This is a genomic window from Ruegeria sp. CDSC042, assembly GCF_059610745.1.
The window spans coordinates 86,041-106,986 of sequence record NZ_JBXWOF010000009.1; the positions used below are offsets into that span (position 1 = coordinate 86,041).

The following is a 20,946-nucleotide window of genomic DNA, read 5'->3' on the forward strand; positions in this document are numbered from 1 at the left end:
GCCGAGACTACTGTCATTCGATTTGTGACCAAGTATTTACGCCGAGTGTGAATGCTTGGAATTTTGCGGATTATGGTCGTCGAATTGTGGTTTCTCTTTTGAATTTCGAAGTGCGCGGTACTCGATAGGCGTTTGTCCGTAGACCCGTTGGAATGCACGATAGAAGTTGGAGCGTGCCAAAAACCCTGATTGAGAAGCGATGTTGGCAACGCTTTCATTAGTTTCTGCAAGCAACCGGGCCGCATGAGCCAAACGGAACTCGTTCACGTATTGCGACATGTTGGTTCCTTGAGTTCTGTTGACAGCAGACGACACAGTGCGGGCCGGAAGGCTTAAGCGCTTGGCAAGTCGTTGGACGGTTATGTTGGGGTCCAAAAAAAGCTGTTGTTCATCCATCAATGCCTGCAGTCGTTCTAGGACTTTCGCATCTTCAGTATTGGATACTGGCGCTGCGTATGACACCGCGTTGGCTTTGGAAAACATCACTGGGAGCGCGATTGACGTCGCAAGAAGAAGAAAGATCAACGGAACAGTTCCGTAAGAAATCAGCATTGAGGCATTGGCGCCCTTGTTGAATGCAAAGTCGATTGCGATCGCGCTATCCAAAACCAGTACAAAGACGAGAAATCCAATGCCGCGTAAAAGCCAGTTGGAAAGCGCCTGGGTGACATCGACCCGTGCTTGACTCAGTGCGTCAGGCCCCTTCCGCCAAAGTAAGAAGAGAGCGACGCAATAATACGAATAGCTGGCACTGATTACCCAATCCATACTTCTCAAGTCGCTGGCCAAGAGCAGATACAACCCAATCAAAATGAAAGGCGCACCTAGGTGCATCATGACGATCTTGGCGACGTCGTGCCTTTCGACAGCCATCGATGCAAAGCTCAGATACAGGAGCGGTCCGAGGAACAAGGGCAAACTGCGTTGCAGCGGGATCAACTCCTCGACTCCATAGCCAAATCGCAGGCCGACCAACAGGGATGAGAAGGCGCCCAACCCAAAGAAGGCTGAGAACAACATGTTGGCAAGACGAAAGCCCAGATCCAGCCGCCAAGCCAGCATGGTAAGCACACCACAAAGAAATGCTGTCGCCAGCGGCAAGGGGAAACTGATCAACCCGGGGCTGTCCATTTGTCCTCTTTCTATCGCGACCTGTCCTCGATCAGGATCAAGGACAGGTATAGGCAGTGCAAAGCATTGTTTCAAATAAACCCACGGCTCAGCTTTGACTTATCTTGAACGATGATCGGAGCTTTTGATGAGACACTCTTCTTACCTTCTTGCTGGGTTCTTAGCTATGTGCGCGGCCGCGGCATTTGCCCAGCCCTATCGGCCAGCAATGACAGAACTCAATGTCGCCGACGTTGAGGGAGAACGCGATCTGTCCGGATTTATTTGGTATCCAACAGATGCAACTGGGCCAGAAACTTACGACTTCGAAAGTGAAGTGTGGGCTGGGACGAAGGTTGTGAAAGATGCTGCGCCAGTGACCAGCCGGTTCCCACTTGTCGTCTTATCTCATGGTATGTTTGGCAACGCCTACAATCAGGCATGGCTTGCCGGTGCGCTGGCACGGCGCGGATACATCGTGGCCGCCATCAGCCATCCTGGTACGTCAACCTGGTCTCGCGATCCCGATCTAACGCGGCAACTGTGGGAGCGGCCAAAGGACATTTCCCGTGTCATTGACCATGCAACCGGTTCGTCTGATTTTGCGAGGTATGTCGATACAGACAGAATCTATATGGCGGGACACTCACTGGGTGGCTTTACGGCTGTTGCCCTTGCCGGCGCGCAGTACGACGCGGCTGGGTTAAATCGGTTTTGCGACACTCAGCCAGACGAACTGGCTTGTGGCATCCTTTCGGGTTGGAAAATCGCGCAAACACCTGAAGATCGCGCTCAGATGGAAGCTGACCTGTCTGATGCTCGGATCAAGGCATTTGCAGTTTTTGATCTTGGCGGAACACAGAGCTTTTCCGAAGCGAGCCTTCGGAAAATTGACCGGCCGATGTTGGTCTTTGGGGCGCCGATCATGAATTCTGGTCTGACCCTCGACATTGAATCCCGTGCCCTGATTGCCGCCCTACCCACGCAGAATGCACGCTATATCGAGCCCGAGACGCTATCGCATTTTGACTTCCTGGGTCGCTGCAAGCCCGGAGGCTACGAACTGCTCGCAAGAGAAGAACCGGGAGACGAAATCATCTGCTCAAATGGCGGCACAGCGCGTGCTGCCAAGCATGAGATGATCATCGACGCTGTTACGGATTTCTTTTCGAATTCATAACCGTGCGGAGGCGGAATGGTACGGTGAATCCGGCCTTCCGCCTTCGCCTCCTATCATGATCGCATAAACCAGTTTAGGCGACACCACCGTCGACAACTTGCTCGGGATATAGCTCCGCCCAATCTGACAAAAACTCGGATACGGCATCTTGGCTTGCCAGATCTATGGCACGGCGCGGAAGAGCGACGCCTTCCCGCAATGCCAGACACAGGCACCGAGTATAGTCGCGGTCTAATCTCTGCGGGCAGTTCTCTGACCCATGAATAACTGTGGACAGAAGTGTTCCTCCATAGCCGTTCACATGTGTCAGGTCTGGCTTTAACGACAGAAGGTACTCCATGACGTCTGGCAAGCCCTCCCATCCGGCAACCTGCACCGGTGTCAATCCTTCGGTATCTGGACGGTCATATTCAACTCCTACGGCGACCAGTCGTCGAACGTGATCCAGTTTTCCCGGGATGTGCAATATCATTCGAATGATATTGCGGTAAGCGTCAGGTATCTTGTCTGGGTCAAGGTTGCATGGCGGCTGAACGCCATCGGCAACGGCACTCAATGTAGTTTCGATTTCACTCAAGGTCGTATCTGCGCCGCGCTCTTCGAGCATCCTCGCCAAACTGACATTTCCAAATACCCGCGCATAAGCATAGGGCGTAGTGTTTTCAAAGGGCCGATTCAGATCGGCTCCATTTTCAAGAAGAAGCTCGACCATATCTGGCGTGGCCATCCTTCGCGCCGCCTGGTGTAGCGCAGGGACGACCCACGGTGCCTCGCCGCCAACATGCGTCCCGTCAAATTCATCTACTTTAGCCCCGTGGTCGAGAAGCATCTGAACCGCCGTTGTGTCATGGAAGTCCATCGCGCGCAGCAATGCGTTTGTCCCCTTCGGGTCGGCGCCATGATCCAGAAGCAGTTGCAATCCCTTATGATGACCCAGCTCGGTTGAGTGATAAAGGCTCTCGCCGTCGTTCGGATTTGCGCCGTTCTCCAGCAGCCATTGCCCAAGAACCATATTGTCCGAATGGCCTATAGCGAAGTAGAGCGGTGATAGCTTGTAGTCGTTGCCATGGTAGACCGGCGCACCAAGATCAACATCAGCACCGGATTCCAAAAGGGCCTTTGCGATATCAAGCATGTCATTGGCCAGCCCGGATGCGCGATGAATCCACTTGGACCGGGCGAGGATCGTCAAAGGCGGCGCCAGATCGCCAATAAACTGGGTCGCCAGTTTCGGCGTTTGGTTGAGAAATTCCAACACATCCGACTTGCGATAAAGGGCCAGACACAGCCCGAAATCTCGGTCAGCCAGATCAGGCGCGTCAGCCAGAAGTTGATCAACAGCCGTAAAATGACCCTGAGCGAGAGCCAGTTTCAGGCGCTGCCGTTTGGCGGCTTTGTCCATGCCTAGTAGTTCGGCTGCGAACTTTAAGGCAGGCCAGGTCGGAAAACTGTTCTCGCACGCAATTACGTGCAAATAGTCCGAGTGCCTGAGTGCTGTTGCCTCCGGTCGAGGTGGATAGTTTGCGATGCGTTGACGGGCGCGTAATTCGCCTGCTTCATAGGCTTTGCGAAGTGCTTTGGCATCGCGGCGCAATTGGTCCAGGGATTTTGTCATCGGTGTCCTCACTTTTGGCTCGATGGTCCGCTGAATCCGAGCATGAGACATACCGAAATAAGGCTGTCGTATTGTTGATAGAGATGCCGATGACAGCTTTCCGCGGACCTGGAGGCTTTCCCTAGAAGCATTCTTATCATAACCATCCGAAGCAGCACCCGCAAGATCGGCTTGAGTGGATGACACTGATGCGAATGACCGCAAAACGAAGGCCGCGGCCTGCAACGAGACCCAAGAAACAGATGCTGCGCTCTGCACGAAGGTCGGTAATGTGCACACAGTTGCCAATTAGGAACTGTTGTTCATCTCGTTCTGAACCACGTCGGCGTCCGAATGCTCGCAGGGCCAGTTAACGAGTCATTTGCGCCTTAGACTTCACTTCACACCAACGAAAAACAAATCTTTACAATTTTTTAAGATGTCTGAAAGGTCAGTTAAAACTCCCGGTATTCTACGGACAGCTTAGTTGATTAGTAACGAGGCGAGGGTCTTATCCTGAGTTCTGTTTTACCCGTTTTGGCTGGCGTTCTTTTTGAAATTGGGCATCTGTGGCCGGCATTCTTTCTGGGCCCCGAAAGTGTTTTGGCTTTTTCAACCAACACTGCCCAATACTTAGTCCTTGCCTGCATTGCAGCACTGGTTTTTTTGCACAGAGGCAACAATCACTCTCGCAACCTAAGTACATCAGTTCTGAAAGTGACATCTGATCCCAAGTGTCACACCCATCGGAGGACCAACGCCCTCCCTGGTTTGGATGACAGATTAATTGATCAGCTGTTTCTTCATGCCCAAGCAGTTCGAAGTGACAGACATACAGGTCGACATTGTACCTCCACAATCACAGCGAGAATTGGATAGAAAATGTCGAAATCCAAAGGTGACGCCACCTCTGTGCTGGCCAGATTTAACGAAAGATTTGGCCTGATTCAAAGACACGTCATCACCTTTCCGCCCGCAAACAACAAAGCCCGCCCGGACAATCGTGCATTTGGTGCAGGTCAGACCAACTATTCCAAGGCCAAAAAGGAGCCAAACATGTCATTGGACATTTCTAAACTAAGTGAAATCAAAGGTCTTCTGGGGGCGTGCCTCGTCGACAGCGATACCGGTCTTGTTTTAGGCACAGAGGGCGGTTCCAAGTTTGGTCTTGATACCGCAGGCGCCGCGAATGTTGAAGTTGTCCGCGCTAAGCTGCAGGCAATCGAAGCTTTGAAACTCAACGATACCATCGAAGACATTCTGATTACACTTGGCAAACAGTTTCATCTGGTTCGCTCACTGGACAAAAACCCAAACATTTTTGTGTATGTCGCGTTGGACAAGAAGGTCGCCAATCTGGGTCTCATCTCGACAAACTGACGGCTTTGATGTCAACGACCCGATCAGCCGCTGCAGCAATTGCGCATGATCTGAAAAGCCCGCTCACTCATGCTTATATAGCACTTCAGAAAGCGAAGGATTCTCTACAATCGGAAGGTCGATCCTTAGAACCGATTGACCAAATTCAATCTGAACTTGATCGTCTCAAATGGACCTTCGAAACAGTTTTGAGGATCGACCGTATTGAAGAAGGAGGCGGCCCCAAAGCGTTCAGCTATCTGGATTTAAATAGATTGGGTAGAGAAACAGTTGAAAACATTATTCCACTTGCGGAGGTTAAGGACCAAAGTCTTATTTTTGTGGATAACCAATCAGGGCGTACACTAATCGAAGGTGATGAAGGTATGTTGAAACAGCTCTGTGCAAACCTTCTGCAGAACTCAATTGATCATTGTCCGGATCATTCCAGGATTCTCCTGACTGTTGAACAAGAAGAAAGCACCATTACGCTCTCGGTTATTGACGATGGCCCTGGTGTTCCCGAAAACACACTGGGCAAGCTATTTGTTCCTTTCTATAAGTTAGAAAGTGAACGAACCAGTGTTGGGAATGGATTGGGTTTGGCGCTGGTGAAGGCTATAGCAGATCATCATTCGGCGCTCTTAGCGGCGACAAACAACTCACCTGGGTTGACTGTTTCAATTAGATTCGAAATTGCATAGCGGCTTTAATTGAGACCTTGGCTCACACAGATGTAAAGCGTCTTGTTGGCATTGGTCGGCATGCTGAATTCTCTTACACAAAGTGGGCAAGAAAGTTTCTTGAGTGTTTTCTTCTCAAATCCTGAGATCGCTCAAGAGCCGGAGCAAAGCTATTCAACCTTGCGCAATATCTAGGCCTCTTTAATGGAGGTACATCTTCGACTGATCCACAAACGAAGTATTCAGCTCATGCGGTATCCGACGTTTCTGAGGGTCACGATCCTCTGACCATCTGCACCGATCTTGCGTCTGAGGCGCCCGACATAGACATCTACAACATTGGTCAATGGATCTTCATTCATTCCCCAAACTGAATTCAGAATCCGCTCTCTTGATAATACGCGCCCAACATTGGTCAAAAACAAAAGGAGAAGGTCGCGCTCTTTCTTCGACAGCTGGATTTCTTGACCTTCGACAGCGACCTGAAGGGATTGCTTGTCAAATGTAAGTGCTCCGCATGTAATCACCGTGTTGCTGAGATTATTTGCATAGCTGTTGGCGCGGCGGTGCAACGCTTCTATCCGAGCGATGAGTTCGTCGAAATCAAAGGGTTTAGGAAGATAGTCGTCTGCACCAATCTTCAATCCTTCTACCCGTTCCTCAGGGCTATCCAAGGCGGTCAACATCAGGATAGGGATCTTTGACTTTCGGGCACGTAGCTTGCGACAAACATCTTGTCCCTGAATTCCCGGCAACATCAGATCCAACAAGATAATATCATAATTGCCGGATGCTACGTGCTCCAAAGCATCTTCCCCGCTTGGTGCATGATCTATGGACCAACCTTCAGCAGACAATCCGCGGCGTATGAAGTCAGCTACGCGTGTTTCGTCCTCGACAAGTAGAATATTCATAGTGTGCCTCAGTTTTCTCTCTGTCTGAAACCATGTATGGCAAAGCTGCGTGAGGTTTTATGGTTTTGCAATTTGCTTCTGAAACAGACAGGCATTAGTCCGTTTCTCGTCGAACATCGGTTTGTACAATTTTCATTAGGGGTTCTTTGGGCAGCGTTATAATGATCTTCAACCCGCCCTCCTGGCGATCTTGAAGGTCAACGGTCCCACCATGGGCTTCGACAATCGATTTAACGACTGGAAGCCCCAGACCGCTTCCCTCGATCCCCTGCCCCGAGGCGTTTGAGCCCCGAAAGAACCGGTCGAATGCCTGGGATTTTTCCGCTGCGCTCAGGCCGGGACCGTCGTCTTCGATTGTAATCGAGCAAGACGCGAGCCCTTCTTCCAGTATTGCGCTGATTGTTGGGCCTCCATATCGTCGTGCATTTTGCAACAACGCGAGTATTGACTGGCGAAGCCGAACCTCATCGACCGAAGCCTTCACCATACATTCTGGGCTTTCGACCTGCACCGGATCAGGGAACATCGCCACGGCATCTCGTACCACTTTTCGTAGATCCGTTTTCTTGCGATCCAGCCTAAGTTGACCCGCCTCGAACCGAGCGACGGTTAGCATGTCATCAACGATTTGATTGGTATGCTTTGCGGAATCCCGAATGCGGGCGAGTGAGTCGGAAGTATCCTCTGACAATGTGTCTGATGTCCTTAAAGTAACGTCGGCCTCTCCAAGGATAATTGCCAGTGGCGTTCGCAACTCGTGACTTATATCGGCCATCAATCGTTTGCGGTTCTCTTCCCCCATTTCAAGTTTGTCGATGAGTTGTTGAAGCTCGAACGTTCTGGCAGCAACCGTTTCTTCAAGTTGCCTCTTTTGCTCGGCGCGACTTGCTTCTCGGGCAGCCAAGCCTTCCGCCATGCTATTCAGAACAGTGCCTAATTCCCTGAATTCACGGCTACCACCAAGATCTACGGGCTTCGAATAATCGGCTCTTCGCAGGCGCCCAACGCCGTCTGCAAGCAACGTAAGTGGTTTTCTGATTTGGCGGTTGAACGATACAAGGGCCACCAGCAACACACCTATGGCCGCAAGAACGATCACGTAAACCAATCGTTCATTCCATTCTCGAAAGGTTGCTGCTTCGGCCAAAACTTCTTCAACCTCTTCCACTTCCTCATCAAGCGCGGCCTGAATTTTTTGATCCAGTTCGTCATCAATGTCCCCGTCCAGCAGGGCGGCCAGGCGCTCGATCCGCACAAATGTCTCAATCGGGCTACCAGCCTCTGAAAGGTTCGCGATGGCTGCATTGACAGCTTCTATATCGTCTTCAATCTCATCGAGAAGCTCCAGTTCTTCGAACTCCTCTTCGCCGACCATCTGAATTTCCCGGGCAATGGTCTTTCGGATTGCATCCAAAGTCTGGGCGATTTTCTCCTGCAGCTCTGTCTCGCTGATCCCATCATCCCGATCGCCGATAAGAAGTGCGTCACCGTGTTGCTTGAACAGACGGTATAGGTCCGCCTCAAGCCTCAGATGCAGGCCATATGACTCATGGGCCAGGGAAATTCGGGCATCCCACCATCGGGTTTTTTCGAGACTGTATAGGGTCAGGCCCGCTAACCCACCCAAAAAACCGATCAGTACAGCGGCATAAATCCCAAATAGAGTAGATGAACGCATATCAAATAACCCTTGAATTCTGTTCTAAACTAAGCGGGATGGCGTGTTCGGCCAAAATGATGGTGGCCGAAGAAAACTCCTGCAGAGTTTCGAGCAATTCGACCCTGTGATGCCAGCATGACATCCACCTGACTGACGCGATGATGACGACATCAGCTTTGCCGAGAACAGCGCGCACGAGATCCAATTGCAGAGTCTGGAGTGGCAAAAGACCTTTACCGTTCTCCGCCAACCGTTGATCTAGGCCGCGGGGCGCCGCGAGGAGATCGGACAGCCCAAAAACCCGCATAACCGTTGCTATCCTCAGATCGCTCGGTCGTCTCCGACAGCTCAGCGTTGCGGATCGTCGCAAACTTCCCTGAAGTCCAACATGGTTGTCTCCGATAAAGGCGATCTTCGGGATACTAACTCCCCCACCATAACTGACATCAATGCCATCGTTTGCGTCTAGCCCGGCGATGATACGCGCGAGGCTGTTTGCATGTATATCTGTTAATTTGGAAACTGATCCCGGCGGAGCCACAAATGAGATAGGCTCCTGATCAAGCTCTCCGGCCACCTTGATGGTAATCGGATCGTTTTGGTTTATTGCAGATCTGGTCACTTCTGGTTCCGAAAGCAGCATCTCGGCTTTTTCACGGGCGACCCTCCACGCGCAATATTGGTCCCACGCCTCAGCCAGATTTTGTAACGGAAGGGCAATCAACGCCAATACCGACAGGCAAGCTGCAACTGTCGACGGAGCAATGGCGTACCGACTGGCTTGCCAAAGCATCAGCAGAGCGGTTAACGCCACACCCAGCTGCAAGACCGCCTGCAGGCTGGTTGTTCTACCGCGACGTGCCAGCGCATCACTGCGCAAACATGCGCCCTGTTTGTCAAGCTTGCGCAGTTCACGGTCGGTTCGACCCATCAGGTCTAATTCAGGTGCGATAGAAATGCGTTCAATCATGGAAATAGCAATGTTGGCTCGATTTCGACGAAGTTTTTGATGGCGCCGAACGAGATGCCAGGCCAGCAACCCCATTGCGACCAGTGCAACACTCAGCGAGGCGACACCATTGATCGCAAGCATAGGGTCGAGAAAATAGAGAATGGATACCGCGCCAGGGATCACAATCATTGCAGACCATGCATCCGGTAATCCGCGACCAAACCAAAGTCGCGCTGCAGATAAGTCACCGACAAACCTTAGGGACAACGCTCCAACTCGGCGTTTTTCATGTCGGGACTTTGGAAGTCGCGCAATCTGTCGATAAAGCGTCCGGCGCAGTGAAATTGTGTAACTCTGGCCAAGCGCTTCTGCCCGATATCGTGAAAAGAAGAGACATGCTGCTGCGACGGTACCGGAGACCCCCAGTTGCAAGACAGTATTTGTTGCAAGTACATCCCCAGCGTGAAGTGCCGTAAAAGCATCTCGTGTAGCAAACGCTGCGAAAGCAAGCGCAATAGCCTGCACGATTCCACAGGATACCACGAGGACCGCATCAATGATGCGGTCCCTTGTGGCCAGTCTTGGGAGGGGGTTCATGCGGCCACATCTTCGCGGTCGTGTCGCATCAACGGTGCAACATGTTGGGCGATAATCGCTGGCGACCAAAGATCTTCGCGTGTTAAAATTGGGCGGCTGGTTACTTCTGCAGCTTCAGCAGCAGCCAACGGGGAACAACTGACCTTTCCGGATACCGCAAATGGGCTGAGACCCACATTATTTAGAACGGTTACACCGCCCAACGCACTCAGCGCGTCCGGCGCAGCGAATAAAATGCCGTCCAATCGATCCCGAATGCGTGAGGATTGTAAGATTGCCCGTGTTTCCTGCTGGAAGACGCCATCAGCGATCTCGACAACCACGACTTCGGCACCGCGCGACGCTGCAGTTGCAACCAGTGTATCAAATCCGGATTCGATCGCTTCAAATGGCATTCGATACGTGGTCGCCATTCCTACGTCAGTGAAATCAAGAGCTGGCGCGCCCCCATCTTCGAAACTGTTGAAGTCACCAAAGGCCCCGGTTCCGGTGGCTTTGACACCGGCGACGGCATATCCAGAGCGCATCAACCCATGGCCAAGGCTTGATGCGGCTGTAGTTTTTCCTGAATTCATTGAGGCTCCAAAAACACCAATGACCGTTACGCGCTCGTTGGTCGGCATCGATGGTAACGCATAATCTGCCACGTTGATCACCTGACCCTTGGCATTGGTCAAAAGGCCGATTGGCTTTAACCGTGTTGGATCATCCATGCAATCATGCGCGGCGTCTACGCGACCTGCGACGCCGCCACCGGCAACGAGATCGATAAGATCATCATCAATCACCGCGCTGGCAAGAAATTGGTCTGGTGCGTATCGGTCACCCAAGCATAGAACAACGTAATCGCCTGGGTAACTGACAGAGGCGCGACGTTCCGCTAATTGGATTTTCTTGTGATGACCAATCTCGGCGATCTCACAGAGGATAAGATCCCCTGCCTTTGCAGTATCCAACTGCGCGGAAAGTCCATGTACATCGGACCGGTCAACTCTGCGGGTTGTAAACGCCCATTTTGCGATTTCGCAGGCAATAGGCGAGGTTTGGGAAAACTGTGTCATGCATTGCTCCGTAACTGGCTGTTCAGTGAAATCGTTTTGCCAAAGTGATGTGAGAACATTTGCAAAGTGGAATGAAGGATTGGCATGCAAACGAATGAACGGCAAATGAACACTTTTCAGGGTCCTCGTTTCTGTCTCAAAGCAATCTGATGCTAGTTCGATCTCCGGTTTGTCCTTGCGGACAGTCACTTAGAGTGCGCAAACGAACGGTTTTCGGTCAGTCATCATCGTTCCGATCGTCGCCACGGTCATCGTCTCCATCCCGTTCACTAGCCCCTTCGTTGTTAGATCCGCGATCATCTTGACCTTTAGTTCGATCTCCACGACCGCCGCGGTCACCAGTGCTACCTATCTTGTTTTTTGTTCCCCACCGTAACTCAAGGATCGTGATGCGATCGTCTCGGTTGCGATCAATGTCTTCAAGAAGCCGCCGCGCACCAACTTCTCCAAAGGCGGCGGACAGCTCATTCAAGCTCAAGACACCGTCAGAATTCGTATCAACAGACCTGAAACTAGCAGTCTGCGCCGCTGCTTTATTGAATTGACTGTCGCCAATCAGAAAAGTGAAAGCCAATAAAACGGCGCAGGTTAGGTAGCGAAAAATTCTCAACTTGCGTTGCGCTGACCTACTTCCAGTCTTTGTCACAGACGATCCCCTGCTCGTCGGTTGTTTCTGTGAACCAACGGTATTTAATTTCAGTAGGACAATATGGCTCGCAGAGATGAAATGCGCATATATAGAATGTGAACGTTGGATGAACGGTATTTCCATGCGAAAAGATGGCTTGGCCTTATTGTTTGGAAGCCTCTCGGTATCAGGTCCGGATACTAGAGACTCAGGAACTGAAAATGCGGTGTTTTCAGTTTCCTACCAGAGAAATTCGGAGTGCAGGTGCTGGGCAATTGCCGCCTTTGGTCCTCACGGAAAAGCCTTCTTGGCCTCTTAACCTTGGTTTGGTCCATCGATCAGTAATCGAAGCCAACAACGTGGGTTCGTTTCAAACAGATCAAAAGGACTTCGATAATCTTGCAATTTACATAACTCAATCAGAAGCTTTCTCCACAGAAAGAAGTCTACTGTTTCTGTCAGATTGAAGGTTTGATCTTATCCAGCAACCGTTCAGTTTTACATCACCACCGAAGGCCTACTTCCCGCCAGAGATGTTTTTCGCCGCGATCGCAAAGGGTACAAAGCGGTCATTCGGGCGGAGAATACCAGGGGCAAGTTTGTCCGCACAGCAGACATCGACCACCACTTCTGATCGTTTGAACCTTACAAAACTGTCAGATGACGGCTTTGAGCCCAACCCGGTCATTGTGATTTTTCGCGGCGCAGGCTCGCAACGGAAGAAATGCTACATGCGCTCGAAATCTGGCGCTGTGACGCGGCGATGAAACCGGCCATTGGTGCAACGCGCAGCGAGGCTGGAACGGTCAATTCACACAGTCGGGCAAAGCAGTCTTTCGCAGCGCGCGGGCCAAGGATTGCTTTACGGAATTTACGACTTCTAGATCCTTTCTCCCTGAACTGATGGAGGTACTACCATCGCCTTATCAAAGCACCAATGTATGCGACCTAGCTTGAGGCGATTGCAACTTTTGAAGATTAGGTGCGAGCTCGACATGCGCTAGCACCATTGCCTATCATCTGCTCTGCCATCAAGACTCCCTGACTTCCGCATTTAACAATCAGAGCCTGCGCTAAACGTCAGCGCCTTCTGGGCACGACGACTTGGGCTTGGAGGCGAAAACGAACGCCCTCCGCACCCACTTTGGGTGCCTCAAGCCAATAGCCGGCCCCGGCTTGAAAATTGACCGGCACCGCCCCCCATTGCACCAGCCGTGACACCGATGCGTTAACTGGCACAGCCCAGGCTTCAGCCTCCCAGTCATAGGTGCTTTCGCTTTGAAGCGAATAGGTCCAGGCACCTTCAGTGGAATAAGCAAGAAAAGGCTGGAGAAAACTCACACTCGTGGGGGTTTCGGGATTGCTCTCCAGATCCCACAGATGATTGGCCAGCGCGCCATAGGTCCAAGGCCCGGTCTGACGCAGGGCAATGCCGGTGATCCCGGCGGCCCAGGTGTCGCTTGACACGTCGCTAAAGGTCGGTAGCCGCACAACCGGACCAATGCCCCATGTCAGATCCCCTGTTCCTGTAGGAGAAAACCATGCGGAGAACAGAATATCGCCGACCCCTTCCTGACGCGTCCCCGGGACAATGTCTTCCTGCCAGATGTAAGGAATGATAGTACGGGTGATCAGGTTAAGGTCATTGTTAAGTTCAAAGGGCACGACTGGCTGAAAGTTCAACGTGGTGCGCGACCCCTGATCAGAGACACCCAGGTTATCATCATAGTTCAACTGAAACGGAACCGAGATGATGGCAGCAAGCGGGTTGGCCAGTTCCTGGGCCAAATCGGCGGCCTCGTCTGCAACGGTTGAGGTTCCTACGCTGGCTGCAAAAAACAGCCCCACAAGTGCATGGGATCGACGCATGGCCGTGTACTCCTTTTTGAAAGGCGGGATGGGCGAGTGGCCTAGTTGATCGGTTCCACCGTCGGGAACGACCAACTACCGCTCAGGATTGCATCCTCTGGCTCGTAGAGGCGGACAGCATAGTTCCAGCCCGGAGTGATCGGAAGGCAGTTCACGCGGCCGTCGTCGCACCCACCAAAATGGAGTGTGACTGATCCGTCTTCCGCGGCTTGGGCCGTATAGCCGTTGTAGCTGTTAACACCCAGATCATTAGCAGCCAGGAAACCCTCGCCATTATAGACGGTCACCGACCAGAACGCCCGAACCGGGACATCCTTAACTGTAACCGCGTGTGGCGTTTCTCCATCGTTCGCATCGACCGCGCCCAACAGGTAAATCGCTGCCTCTGGGGGCAGGCCGCCCCAACCCGAGAGCGCCCCAACCAGAAACTGAACCGGGTCAACGTCCTCTTTGGCTCTACCAAAGGCACGCGACGTATCGATACCCAGCAGGGACAAATCGCTGATTGCCTGACGCGCTACGGCAAGTTGTTCGGTATTCCAGTTGGGCGCATCAAACGGACCAGTTCCACCGCCACTGACAACAATCTGATCCTGCGCCACCCGTGCCGCAGCGATGTCTTGTGGGTCGGTTACATCTACAAAAGTGCGGAAGGCAATGAATCCGAAAGGCGTACCAAGGTCTTCTTTGGTGATCAGGTACGTGCCGGGCGTTGCCTCGGCGTACATGAAATGATCCTGGTTGATGACATGCATCGAGATGTAACGGCCATCCGCCTCGGGGAGCGTAACTTCGACGGGTTCGGTCAAATCGAGCAGAACCGCAGAGTAAAGCGTATCCTGGTTCATTCGGATCACCGGCTGATTGTCAGGTGTTGTGGCTTCGCGCATATGCCCTAACTCGCCAACGGCCAAGCCGAGATTACTCATGTTAGTGCGGAACATATGGTCGGTTTCCGCGCGCACGAGATTGTCCACGGTCACATCAACCACGTCCTCGGCCCAGACCCCTGTCGGGAGTGTCAGGGCGATTGCCAGAAAAAGCTTCTTCATTTTTGCATCCTGTCATTCAGTTCACGGGTTGCACGGTCGGGAATACCCAACTTCCGTCGATGACCTCGGAACCGGGCTGATACAAGCGCACGGCGTAGTTCCAGCCGTCCATGATTGGAAGGCAGTTCACGCGGCCATCGTCGCAACCGCCGAAATGCACGGTCACACTGCCATCGTCGTTCTGGGTGCCCGAAACCGAGTTGACCACGTAGGCATCGAGGGAATTGAGTTCAAAGAATCCGTCTGCATTGTACAGGCTCACGGACCAGAATGCGTTTACGGGAACATCCGCCGGCACCTGGATATAGTATTCGCCGAGCGGCAGGCCGGGCTCGATATTGAGATAAAAGGCTTCTTCTTCTGGTAGACCTCCAAAGCCGGCTGCGGTGCCCAAGAAATGGCGCAACGGGTCGACGTGTTCTGCCGTGCCAAAGGTCCGAACGCTGTCTGTTGCAAACCTGCCCAACTCAATCGCGGCCTGACGCACGGCCACGAAGCTTTCGGTGTCATAATTGGGCATCTCGAAGGGCGTTGCCGAGGCAGCTTCGATAGTGAACCCGTCCTGAATTGTGTTGACTGCCGCGATGTCCTCCGGACTCTCGGCATCCACCAGTATTCTCATGAAAACAAGTACGTAGGGGGTGTCAAATGTGTCCATGTCGAGCTGAAACACACCACCACCATCAAATACTTCATTGATGAAATGGTTCTGATTGACCACCATCGTTGTCATGTACCGGTCGCCCACATCGGGCAGTGTCAAGGTTGCGCCTTTGCTGATGTCGATAACCGCAACGCTATAGAGTGTGTCCCGGTTCATCCGGATAGTGGGCTGATTGTCGATGGGCGTGGGTTCATTGAAGTGGAAGAACTGGTTTACGCCTCCGGCCAGCCTGTCATACGTTTTCAATTCGTTGTCAGTCGCAGCCCGAACAAAGTTACTTATTGTGACCGGCACCTCGTATGTCTCGGCAAGTGCATCAACTGTGGTATCAAAGCTCTGAGCCGTCGCGGAGCTCCCCAACGCTGCAGCCAAGGCCGCCAGCTTCCAGCATTTGCGCGTGTGATTGATCATTTGCCGCTCCACTAACCAATTATTGCAATACATTGCTTGATGGTCCCGACACCTGCTCAGGCGGGCATTCTCACGCCCCTCAATTGGTGGGTTGCAGAAACTCTACAATTGGAACCATGGTCGTTGTTTTTCAACAAAACACAAAACTCGAATGTATACCCTGACCGATTGGAACAACCGTGTCGGAAAACTGGTTCAAAATGACAGGTAGCAAACGCGCATTGACCAACCTGTCTGATATTCTTCTTGTTTTACGCCCATGCGGCTGACCAATCATTCTTGTTGGGATGTCAATTTTTAGACTGAGATCAGCGGATGGTAAGGCTCTGTGCTCTCAAACCTTGCCAGCTGGAGCCTGACTTTCTCAATTCAAAAAGTGTGTTTGGCTTTGACACAGGTCAGGGACGCCGAGCTGCGCCGGACTATGTTTGGAGTGCTCAAAATTTTCATTGTAGTACGTGTAGGATGTAGGATGACGGGCCAGGACGGGAACGCTCAGCACAGGACACCGCCACTTGCGCGCGGGCGGGTTCTCTTACCGCTGTTGGTGGCTTATCGGGAATCCGGTCGATCCGTAGAAGACCTCCTTGCAGGGTTCGATCTTGCGTTTTCAGAGTTGAGCGCCCCAAATTGCTTCATTCCACACGATACGATCTACGCCGTGTTCGAAGCCGTCGCGCACAACACATCACCAGATTTTCCAGCACTTGTGGGCCAGACTTCAGATCCGACCGTTTCATCCCCATTTGGGCAGGCCTTTCGGACCGCCAATTCCCTGGCTGATTTCATCGGCAGGTTCTGCGTTCATGCAGGCAACAATACAAATGCGGTCACGATGACACTAGATGTCTCTGGAGATTACGCGGTGCTTTCTGCTAAGCGCAGGTTCACGCCGCACTGCTCTCCAGCCTATATGGATGCGTTTCAGATCAGCCGGTGGGCCACGTTACTGCATGAAACCGCTGGTCAGAATTGGGAAGCGAACAAGGTTCTTGTTCGGGTGAACCGTCCTGATCTGCTCCCGTCATACTTCTATGGTATCAGGGCAGTAGGTGCGGGCCCAGACGGGTATTCCTTCCGCTTCCCAAGCCCCTGGCTTCTGCATGATTTGGTTAACCGAACCGCCGCTGATGGCATTCCGGCAGGCCAGGACGACAAAAACCCGGTACCAACAGACTTACTGAGTTCGCTCCAGAGCGTTGCCAACTCAATGGTTGGGCGAAATGACTTTTCAGTTACGGCGCTTGCCAGGGCATGCGGTGCTCGTGGCGCTGTTCTCAATCGCCGACTTGCGGCTTATGGGACATCATTGTCGCGCATAGTCATCGAAGCCAAATGCGACCGTGCTAAACACCTGCTTTCCAGGTCTGAGACGTCAGTGGGCGATATCGCCGACCAGCTAGGGTATTCTGACGCAACCGCTATGACACGGGCATTCAAGAAATGGACGGGACAAACACCTTCCGATTTTCGCATCCACGAACTGAATCGCCACGAGGCATCTGTTCCGATACTCGACCCGGTCGAATGCGATTGTGAAGCGTAACAGGAATAAGGCGCAACATACTTTTGCCGCGCTTCAAACTCGGGATAGGTAGAAAAGGGGAGCAGGCCATGGAGTGGATACAAAAACGAGGCATCGTCGGCAGCTTTCTAGTTGCGGCGACGACGCTCCTCGGCGGATCAGAAGTTGTGGCACAGGATACCGATTGGGGCTTTTACGGCAGCTTCTACATGTACGGCGCAGACACCAAGACAACCATTGGCTCGCTGGAGTCGGAGCTGAGCTTCAGTGATGCGGTTAAAAACCTTGATCTGGCATTCATGGGTACACTTGAGGCGCGAAATGGCCGATGGTCGTTGATCGCGGATTACATGCGCACAGACCTGTCCTTTGACGGTGATACCCCCGGCCCGGTGTTCAGCGGCGCTGAAACCAGTCTGCAGACTCAGTTCTTCAGTGGGTATGCCGCTTACACAGCCTATCAGGCCCAAAACCTGGCAGTGGATTTAGGGGGCGGGTTTCGTTGGTTTGCGACAAGCAGTACAATCACTCTGGTCGGTGGGCCCACCCCGCCGCCAAGTGCAAAGACCAGCGATGATTGGTTAGACCCTCTGATCGCGGCCCGTATCCTGTATCAGATCAATGACCGGTGGTCGGCCGTAGCCTTGGCCGACTATGGTGGGTTTCGCTCAGACCGCGAAACGGCGCAGTTCATAGCGACGGTAGGTTATGCCATCACCCCAAAGTGGAATCTGCGTGCAGGCTATCGCTACATCATGGTCGACAAAGGTGAAGGTCAAGACAGGTTCAAGCTTTCACAATCGGGGCCCGTGTTGGGTGTGACTTACAGCTTCTGAGTACCGGCATGATGCGAAAGATGGCGACACCAAACACAAACAGATCGGGGATCCTTGAGTTGCTCCGGGACGTAAGCGGTGATGCCCACAGGCGTGTGACCGACAATAAGGGCCGAGGTCGAACAATCTGGCGCAAACATTTGACGAAAGGAACAAGCAGGCGACTGATTGCTCAGGCTCTGCATTTGGTAATCGCGTGTTCTTGCTGTGCACTCGCCGCTTGCGGAGCAAATATTTATGACGAAGTTGAGTTGATGCCCTCGCCAACGGTCTACGCCGAGGCCGCCTTTGACCCTTTCGTTGATATCACTGCCGAAAATTTCAATCAGCGCTCGCAGCTGTTCTATGCGACAGATCGATTGCCTGCAGTTCCTGACGACCCACAAGCCTTCTATAATAATGAACGCGGTCACCTTTTGCGCACCGGTGTTGCCGATGTGCAGATCGACCCGCCATTGGAGTCATGGGAAGATCTTCGTCGCATCACCATGACAAGCCAGCGAGCAAAGGACTATTTTCTCAGCGTCTCTCAGGTCCAAGAGATTGGCGTCATGCCATTTAGTGTCACGCGTTATCTTGAAGACCCTCCGTCACAACAAGATATGGAGGCGGTCGGTCGTCGTTTTGCCAAGAAGATTGAGGATCAACTTGCATCCTCTCGCAACAAAGACATCTTCATCTACATCCATGGCTACAACGTCGATTTTGATTACTCGACGCTTGTTTCCAAAGAGTTACAGCATTTTCTGGGCTATCAGGGCGCATTCATCAGCTACAACTGGCCTGCAACACCCCATCGGCTCGCGTATTTTCGTGATCAAGAATCCGCGTTGTCGACGCGCCGCAACCTTCGATCCCTTATCGAATACCTGTCAAAGCACACAAGCGCGCGCCGCATTCATCTCATAGGATACAGCGCAGGTTCGAGACTCGCATTTGAAACAGCTTACCAGATTGCACTTCGGTCGAGCCCTAAACCGCGGCTGGGGCATTTGATTCTGATCAGTAGCGACCTTGATCGCAGCTACTTTCTACAGGCGATTGAAGACGGCCTGCTGGATGCGGTTTCAGATGTGACACTTTATCAGTCGCAAACCGATTCAGCGCTGGCCATGTCGCGGTTCGTTTTCGGAAGGGATCGCCTGGGTCAGGTTTCTGACGAAGCAATAAACGCATCGATCTTCCAGAGCCGACTGTCAGAGATCAAATCCCTGCACATCATCGACGTGACCAGGGCTGAAGAGGCCAGTGCAGGAAATGGTCATTGGTATTTCCGGTCTTCACCGTGGGCCAGCAGTGACTTGTTCCTTACTCTGCTTACAGGCCGAGACCCTCAGGCGCGTGGACTTGTTCGCGCCACAGGCGAAGCAGTCTGGAGTTTTCCGTCGAATTATCCGCTGGTACTAAAGCATTATCGTATGAGCAACTGAGTTTGACCAACGCAAGTTCAAAGTCGATCACGGATTCCTCACGTGGCACAAACGTTGGACGGAACCCCGACTACTTTGTTTCAATGCATGCCGCATCTATCGAAGCCAATATTCGCTGCATCGCAGGAGGTTGGAGAAGAAGGGCTCACAACGGAGTTCGGATGTTTTGCAAGATCCGAGCTCATTATGACCCGTCGCCTGGCTGAACCAGCCCAATCCAGACCTTCGCCCGATATTGGCGATGCTGCAGCGTGGCCCGTCAGAGAAGACATTCGCTGCAGAAGCAATGCTGCACGGCGTACGGAGGTCTGGAGTGCGGGACAAAGCGGCCATTCGGTCAAACCATAGCGGGCAAATTGGGTCGAATTGAATCAAGGGCAATTATTTCATCGATTAATTAGATTTCCCAAAATCGATCCTTCCCGAACCATTGCCACTTAAGTCGAGAATTGCATTCAATCTACACCTGCACGCGGCAACAAAGCGGTCAAACCAAAGCCCGGCAACAAAGCGTCGCCGCCAATCTAAATTTACTCGGCTGGTGACCAATTTGGGCCGGGATCATAGGTCGATATCTCAGCTGTTATTTCAAGCGTATCCGGCCCAAAGTCCGCTTCGAACACGGTGCCGTTTTCACCCACGAGAAAAGAATGGATACCCGTTTCTCCGTAGTCCGCAGGCACCGCAAGCAAGGCGTGACCCGCCAAGAACCGATCGCCGACAAAATAGGAATAGGCACCACCCGGAGCATTTGGTCCCTGCCCCTGCAAAATTGCGAAGTAGTAACCGAGGAAAGGTTCGGGTTCGAAATCATCCGCACCGTCGCTCCACCCCGAGGCGGTGGCGCGGGCAAGGGCTTCACCGACAAAACTGTCTTCTTCTGGCCAGAAGAGGCCGTTTCGTGCGCCGGGATCCGATATGATCGTTTGGGCAAATTCCATGACGCCATCGCCATTGTGATCCACAAGACGAAACGCCGCCTGAAGATCAACATAGGCCTCAAGCGTTTCGATTACTTCCAATTCATTCAGTCCGATTTCACGGGCGGAAAGCTCCTCTACCCCGGCTTCTAAATCAAACTTCCAACCATTCTCAGCTTTCAGAATTGGGATCGGAAAGGGCCAACTATCTTCGCCAAGCAGAAGAAAAACCCCATCATCCTCGGGCTGAAAGCGGTATCCTTCAGCATACATGCCAAGCACTTCCTGCCTTCTTTGCTGATCTTCCACCGGATCACCCGTTCCGATTAGATCTTCTGCCTCTGGTCCGAAAATCTCGAGCAGCTTGTTCTGATCATCGGCCCTTAACGCTTCGACAAAAGCGTCCAGCGCGGTTTGCGGAGTTTCGAACAGGGCACCGTCGGAAAACGCCGGTCCTGTAGCCACTGCGATCACTAAAATAGAAAAAACCGATTTACGCAT

General features: G+C 52.4%; 17 protein-coding genes. 6 read left to right on the forward strand and 11 right to left on the reverse strand.

All coding sequences use genetic code 11. The features are described 5' to 3' along the window. Positions 1 to 36 precede the first annotated feature (36 nt). Positions 37 to 1,131 carry a helix-turn-helix transcriptional regulator gene (locus AC2FHX_RS16840; RefSeq protein WP_496702910.1) on the reverse strand — a complete coding sequence of 365 codons (1,095 nt, stop codon included), beginning with the start codon at positions 1,129 to 1,131 and terminating at the stop codon, positions 37 to 39. Between the two features lie 208 nt (positions 1,132 to 1,339). Here AC2FHX_RS16840 and AC2FHX_RS16845 point away from each other — a divergent pair, with 208 nt between their 5' ends. After that, positions 1,340 to 2,290 carry an alpha/beta hydrolase family protein gene (locus AC2FHX_RS16845; RefSeq protein WP_496702908.1) on the forward strand — a complete coding sequence of 317 codons (951 nt, stop codon included), beginning with the start codon at positions 1,340 to 1,342 and terminating at the stop codon, positions 2,288 to 2,290. 73 nt (positions 2,291 to 2,363) lie between these two features. Here AC2FHX_RS16845 and AC2FHX_RS16850 read toward each other — a convergent pair whose 3' ends face one another. Further along, positions 2,364 to 3,905, reverse strand: coding sequence for an ankyrin repeat domain-containing protein (locus AC2FHX_RS16850; RefSeq protein WP_496702906.1), 1,542 nt, complete (start codon positions 3,903 to 3,905; stop codon positions 2,364 to 2,366). 861 nt (positions 3,906 to 4,766) lie between these two features. On the opposite strand from AC2FHX_RS16850, the gene AC2FHX_RS16855 reads away from it, so the two are divergent. Next, positions 4,767 to 5,264 (forward strand): hypothetical protein, encoded by a 498-nt coding sequence (locus AC2FHX_RS16855; RefSeq protein WP_496702904.1) that lies wholly within the window; start codon positions 4,767 to 4,769, stop codon positions 5,262 to 5,264. A gap of 8 nt (positions 5,265 to 5,272) precedes the next feature. Further along, complete coding sequence (locus AC2FHX_RS16860; RefSeq protein ID WP_496702902.1) at positions 5,273 to 5,947, forward strand: sensor histidine kinase; 675 nt, start codon at positions 5,273 to 5,275, stop codon at positions 5,945 to 5,947. Positions 5,948 to 6,168: 221 nt separating this feature from the next. Here the strand turns inward: AC2FHX_RS16860 and AC2FHX_RS16865 are convergent, their stop codons facing one another. The 8 genes from AC2FHX_RS16865 to AC2FHX_RS16900 form a co-directional block, all read right to left on the reverse strand. Further along, positions 6,169 to 6,840 (reverse strand): response regulator transcription factor, encoded by a 672-nt coding sequence (locus AC2FHX_RS16865; RefSeq protein ID WP_496692155.1) that lies wholly within the window; start codon positions 6,838 to 6,840, stop codon positions 6,169 to 6,171. Positions 6,841 to 6,934: 94 nt separating this feature from the next. Next, positions 6,935 to 8,518 carry a sensor histidine kinase gene (locus tag AC2FHX_RS16870; protein WP_496702900.1) on the reverse strand — a complete coding sequence of 528 codons (1,584 nt, stop codon included), beginning with the start codon at positions 8,516 to 8,518 and terminating at the stop codon, positions 6,935 to 6,937. A gap of 1 nt (position 8,519) precedes the next feature. Further along, a complete protein-coding gene (locus AC2FHX_RS16875) occupies positions 8,520 to 10,049 on the reverse strand; it encodes an ABC transporter transmembrane domain-containing protein (RefSeq protein ID WP_496702898.1) in 1,530 nt (509 codons plus the stop codon). Further along, the gene (locus AC2FHX_RS16880) at positions 10,046 to 11,110 is read right to left on the reverse strand and encodes a hypothetical protein (RefSeq protein WP_496702896.1); all 1,065 of its coding nucleotides are present in this window, start codon (positions 11,108 to 11,110) and stop codon (positions 10,046 to 10,048) included. Before AC2FHX_RS16880 ends, AC2FHX_RS16875 begins: the two co-directional genes overlap by 4 nt. A gap of 217 nt (positions 11,111 to 11,327) precedes the next feature. Beyond that, positions 11,328 to 11,756: an EF-hand domain-containing protein gene (locus AC2FHX_RS16885; protein WP_496702894.1), complete on the reverse strand. Its 429-nt coding sequence runs from the start codon at positions 11,754 to 11,756 to the stop codon at positions 11,328 to 11,330. Between the two features lie 1,062 nt (positions 11,757 to 12,818). Then, entirely contained in the window at positions 12,819 to 13,607 is a 789-nt protein-coding gene (locus tag AC2FHX_RS16890) for a transporter (RefSeq protein WP_496702893.1), read from the reverse strand. A gap of 41 nt (positions 13,608 to 13,648) precedes the next feature. After that, positions 13,649 to 14,659, reverse strand: coding sequence for a DUF1254 domain-containing protein (locus AC2FHX_RS16895; protein ID WP_496702891.1), 1,011 nt, complete (start codon positions 14,657 to 14,659; stop codon positions 13,649 to 13,651). A 16-nt stretch (positions 14,660 to 14,675) separates the two neighbouring features. After that, on the reverse strand, positions 14,676 to 15,734 hold the full coding sequence (locus tag AC2FHX_RS16900) for a DUF1214 domain-containing protein (RefSeq protein WP_496702889.1): 1,059 nt from the start codon (positions 15,732 to 15,734) through the stop codon (positions 14,676 to 14,678). Between the two features lie 472 nt (positions 15,735 to 16,206). On the opposite strand from AC2FHX_RS16900, the gene AC2FHX_RS16905 reads away from it, so the two are divergent. The 3 genes from AC2FHX_RS16905 (at position 16,207) to AC2FHX_RS16915 (ending at position 19,525) form a co-directional block, all read left to right on the forward strand. Beyond that, a complete protein-coding gene (locus tag AC2FHX_RS16905; protein ID WP_496702887.1) occupies positions 16,207 to 17,280 on the forward strand; it encodes an AraC family transcriptional regulator in 1,074 nt (357 codons plus the stop codon). A gap of 68 nt (positions 17,281 to 17,348) precedes the next feature. Continuing rightward, positions 17,349 to 18,095, forward strand: coding sequence for an outer membrane protein (locus AC2FHX_RS16910; protein WP_496702885.1), 747 nt, complete (start codon positions 17,349 to 17,351; stop codon positions 18,093 to 18,095). 95 nt (positions 18,096 to 18,190) lie between these two features. After that, complete coding sequence (locus AC2FHX_RS16915; RefSeq protein ID WP_496702883.1) at positions 18,191 to 19,525, forward strand: alpha/beta hydrolase; 1,335 nt, start codon at positions 18,191 to 18,193, stop codon at positions 19,523 to 19,525. Positions 19,526 to 20,055: 530 nt separating this feature from the next. Here the strand turns inward: AC2FHX_RS16915 and AC2FHX_RS16920 are convergent. Beyond that, complete coding sequence (locus tag AC2FHX_RS16920) at positions 20,056 to 20,946, reverse strand: DUF2950 family protein (protein ID WP_496692142.1); 891 nt, start codon at positions 20,944 to 20,946, stop codon at positions 20,056 to 20,058.

Coding starts and splice junctions, on each gene's coding strand:
- AC2FHX_RS16840 (WP_496702910.1), bottom strand. CDS start 1,131: ATGGACAGCCCCGGGTTGATCAGTTTCCCCTTGCCGCTGGCGACAGCA.
- AC2FHX_RS16845 (WP_496702908.1), top strand. CDS start 1,340: ATGACAGAACTCAATGTCGCCGACGTTGAGGGAGAACGCGATCTGTCC.
- AC2FHX_RS16850 (WP_496702906.1), bottom strand. CDS start 3,905: ATGACAAAATCCCTGGACCAATTGCGCCGCGATGCCAAAGCACTTCGC.
- AC2FHX_RS16855 (WP_496702904.1), top strand. CDS start 4,767: ATGTCGAAATCCAAAGGTGACGCCACCTCTGTGCTGGCCAGATTTAAC.
- AC2FHX_RS16860 (WP_496702902.1), top strand. CDS start 5,273: ATGTCAACGACCCGATCAGCCGCTGCAGCAATTGCGCATGATCTGAAA.
- AC2FHX_RS16865 (WP_496692155.1), bottom strand. CDS start 6,840: ATGAATATTCTACTTGTCGAGGACGAAACACGCGTAGCTGACTTCATA.
- AC2FHX_RS16870 (WP_496702900.1), bottom strand. CDS start 8,518: ATGCGTTCATCTACTCTATTTGGGATTTATGCCGCTGTACTGATCGGT.
- AC2FHX_RS16875 (WP_496702898.1), bottom strand. CDS start 10,049: ATGAACCCCCTCCCAAGACTGGCCACAAGGGACCGCATCATTGATGCG.
- AC2FHX_RS16880 (WP_496702896.1), bottom strand. CDS start 11,110: ATGACACAGTTTTCCCAAACCTCGCCTATTGCCTGCGAAATCGCAAAA.
- AC2FHX_RS16890 (WP_496702893.1), bottom strand. CDS start 13,607: ATGCGTCGATCCCATGCACTTGTGGGGCTGTTTTTTGCAGCCAGCGTA.
- AC2FHX_RS16895 (WP_496702891.1), bottom strand. CDS start 14,659: ATGAAGAAGCTTTTTCTGGCAATCGCCCTGACACTCCCGACAGGGGTC.
- AC2FHX_RS16900 (WP_496702889.1), bottom strand. CDS start 15,734: ATGATCAATCACACGCGCAAATGCTGGAAGCTGGCGGCCTTGGCTGCA.
- AC2FHX_RS16905 (WP_496702887.1), top strand. CDS start 16,207: ATGACGGGCCAGGACGGGAACGCTCAGCACAGGACACCGCCACTTGCG.
- AC2FHX_RS16910 (WP_496702885.1), top strand. CDS start 17,349: ATGGAGTGGATACAAAAACGAGGCATCGTCGGCAGCTTTCTAGTTGCG.
- AC2FHX_RS16920 (WP_496692142.1), bottom strand. CDS start 20,946: ATGCGTAAATCGGTTTTTTCTATTTTAGTGATCGCAGTGGCTACAGGA.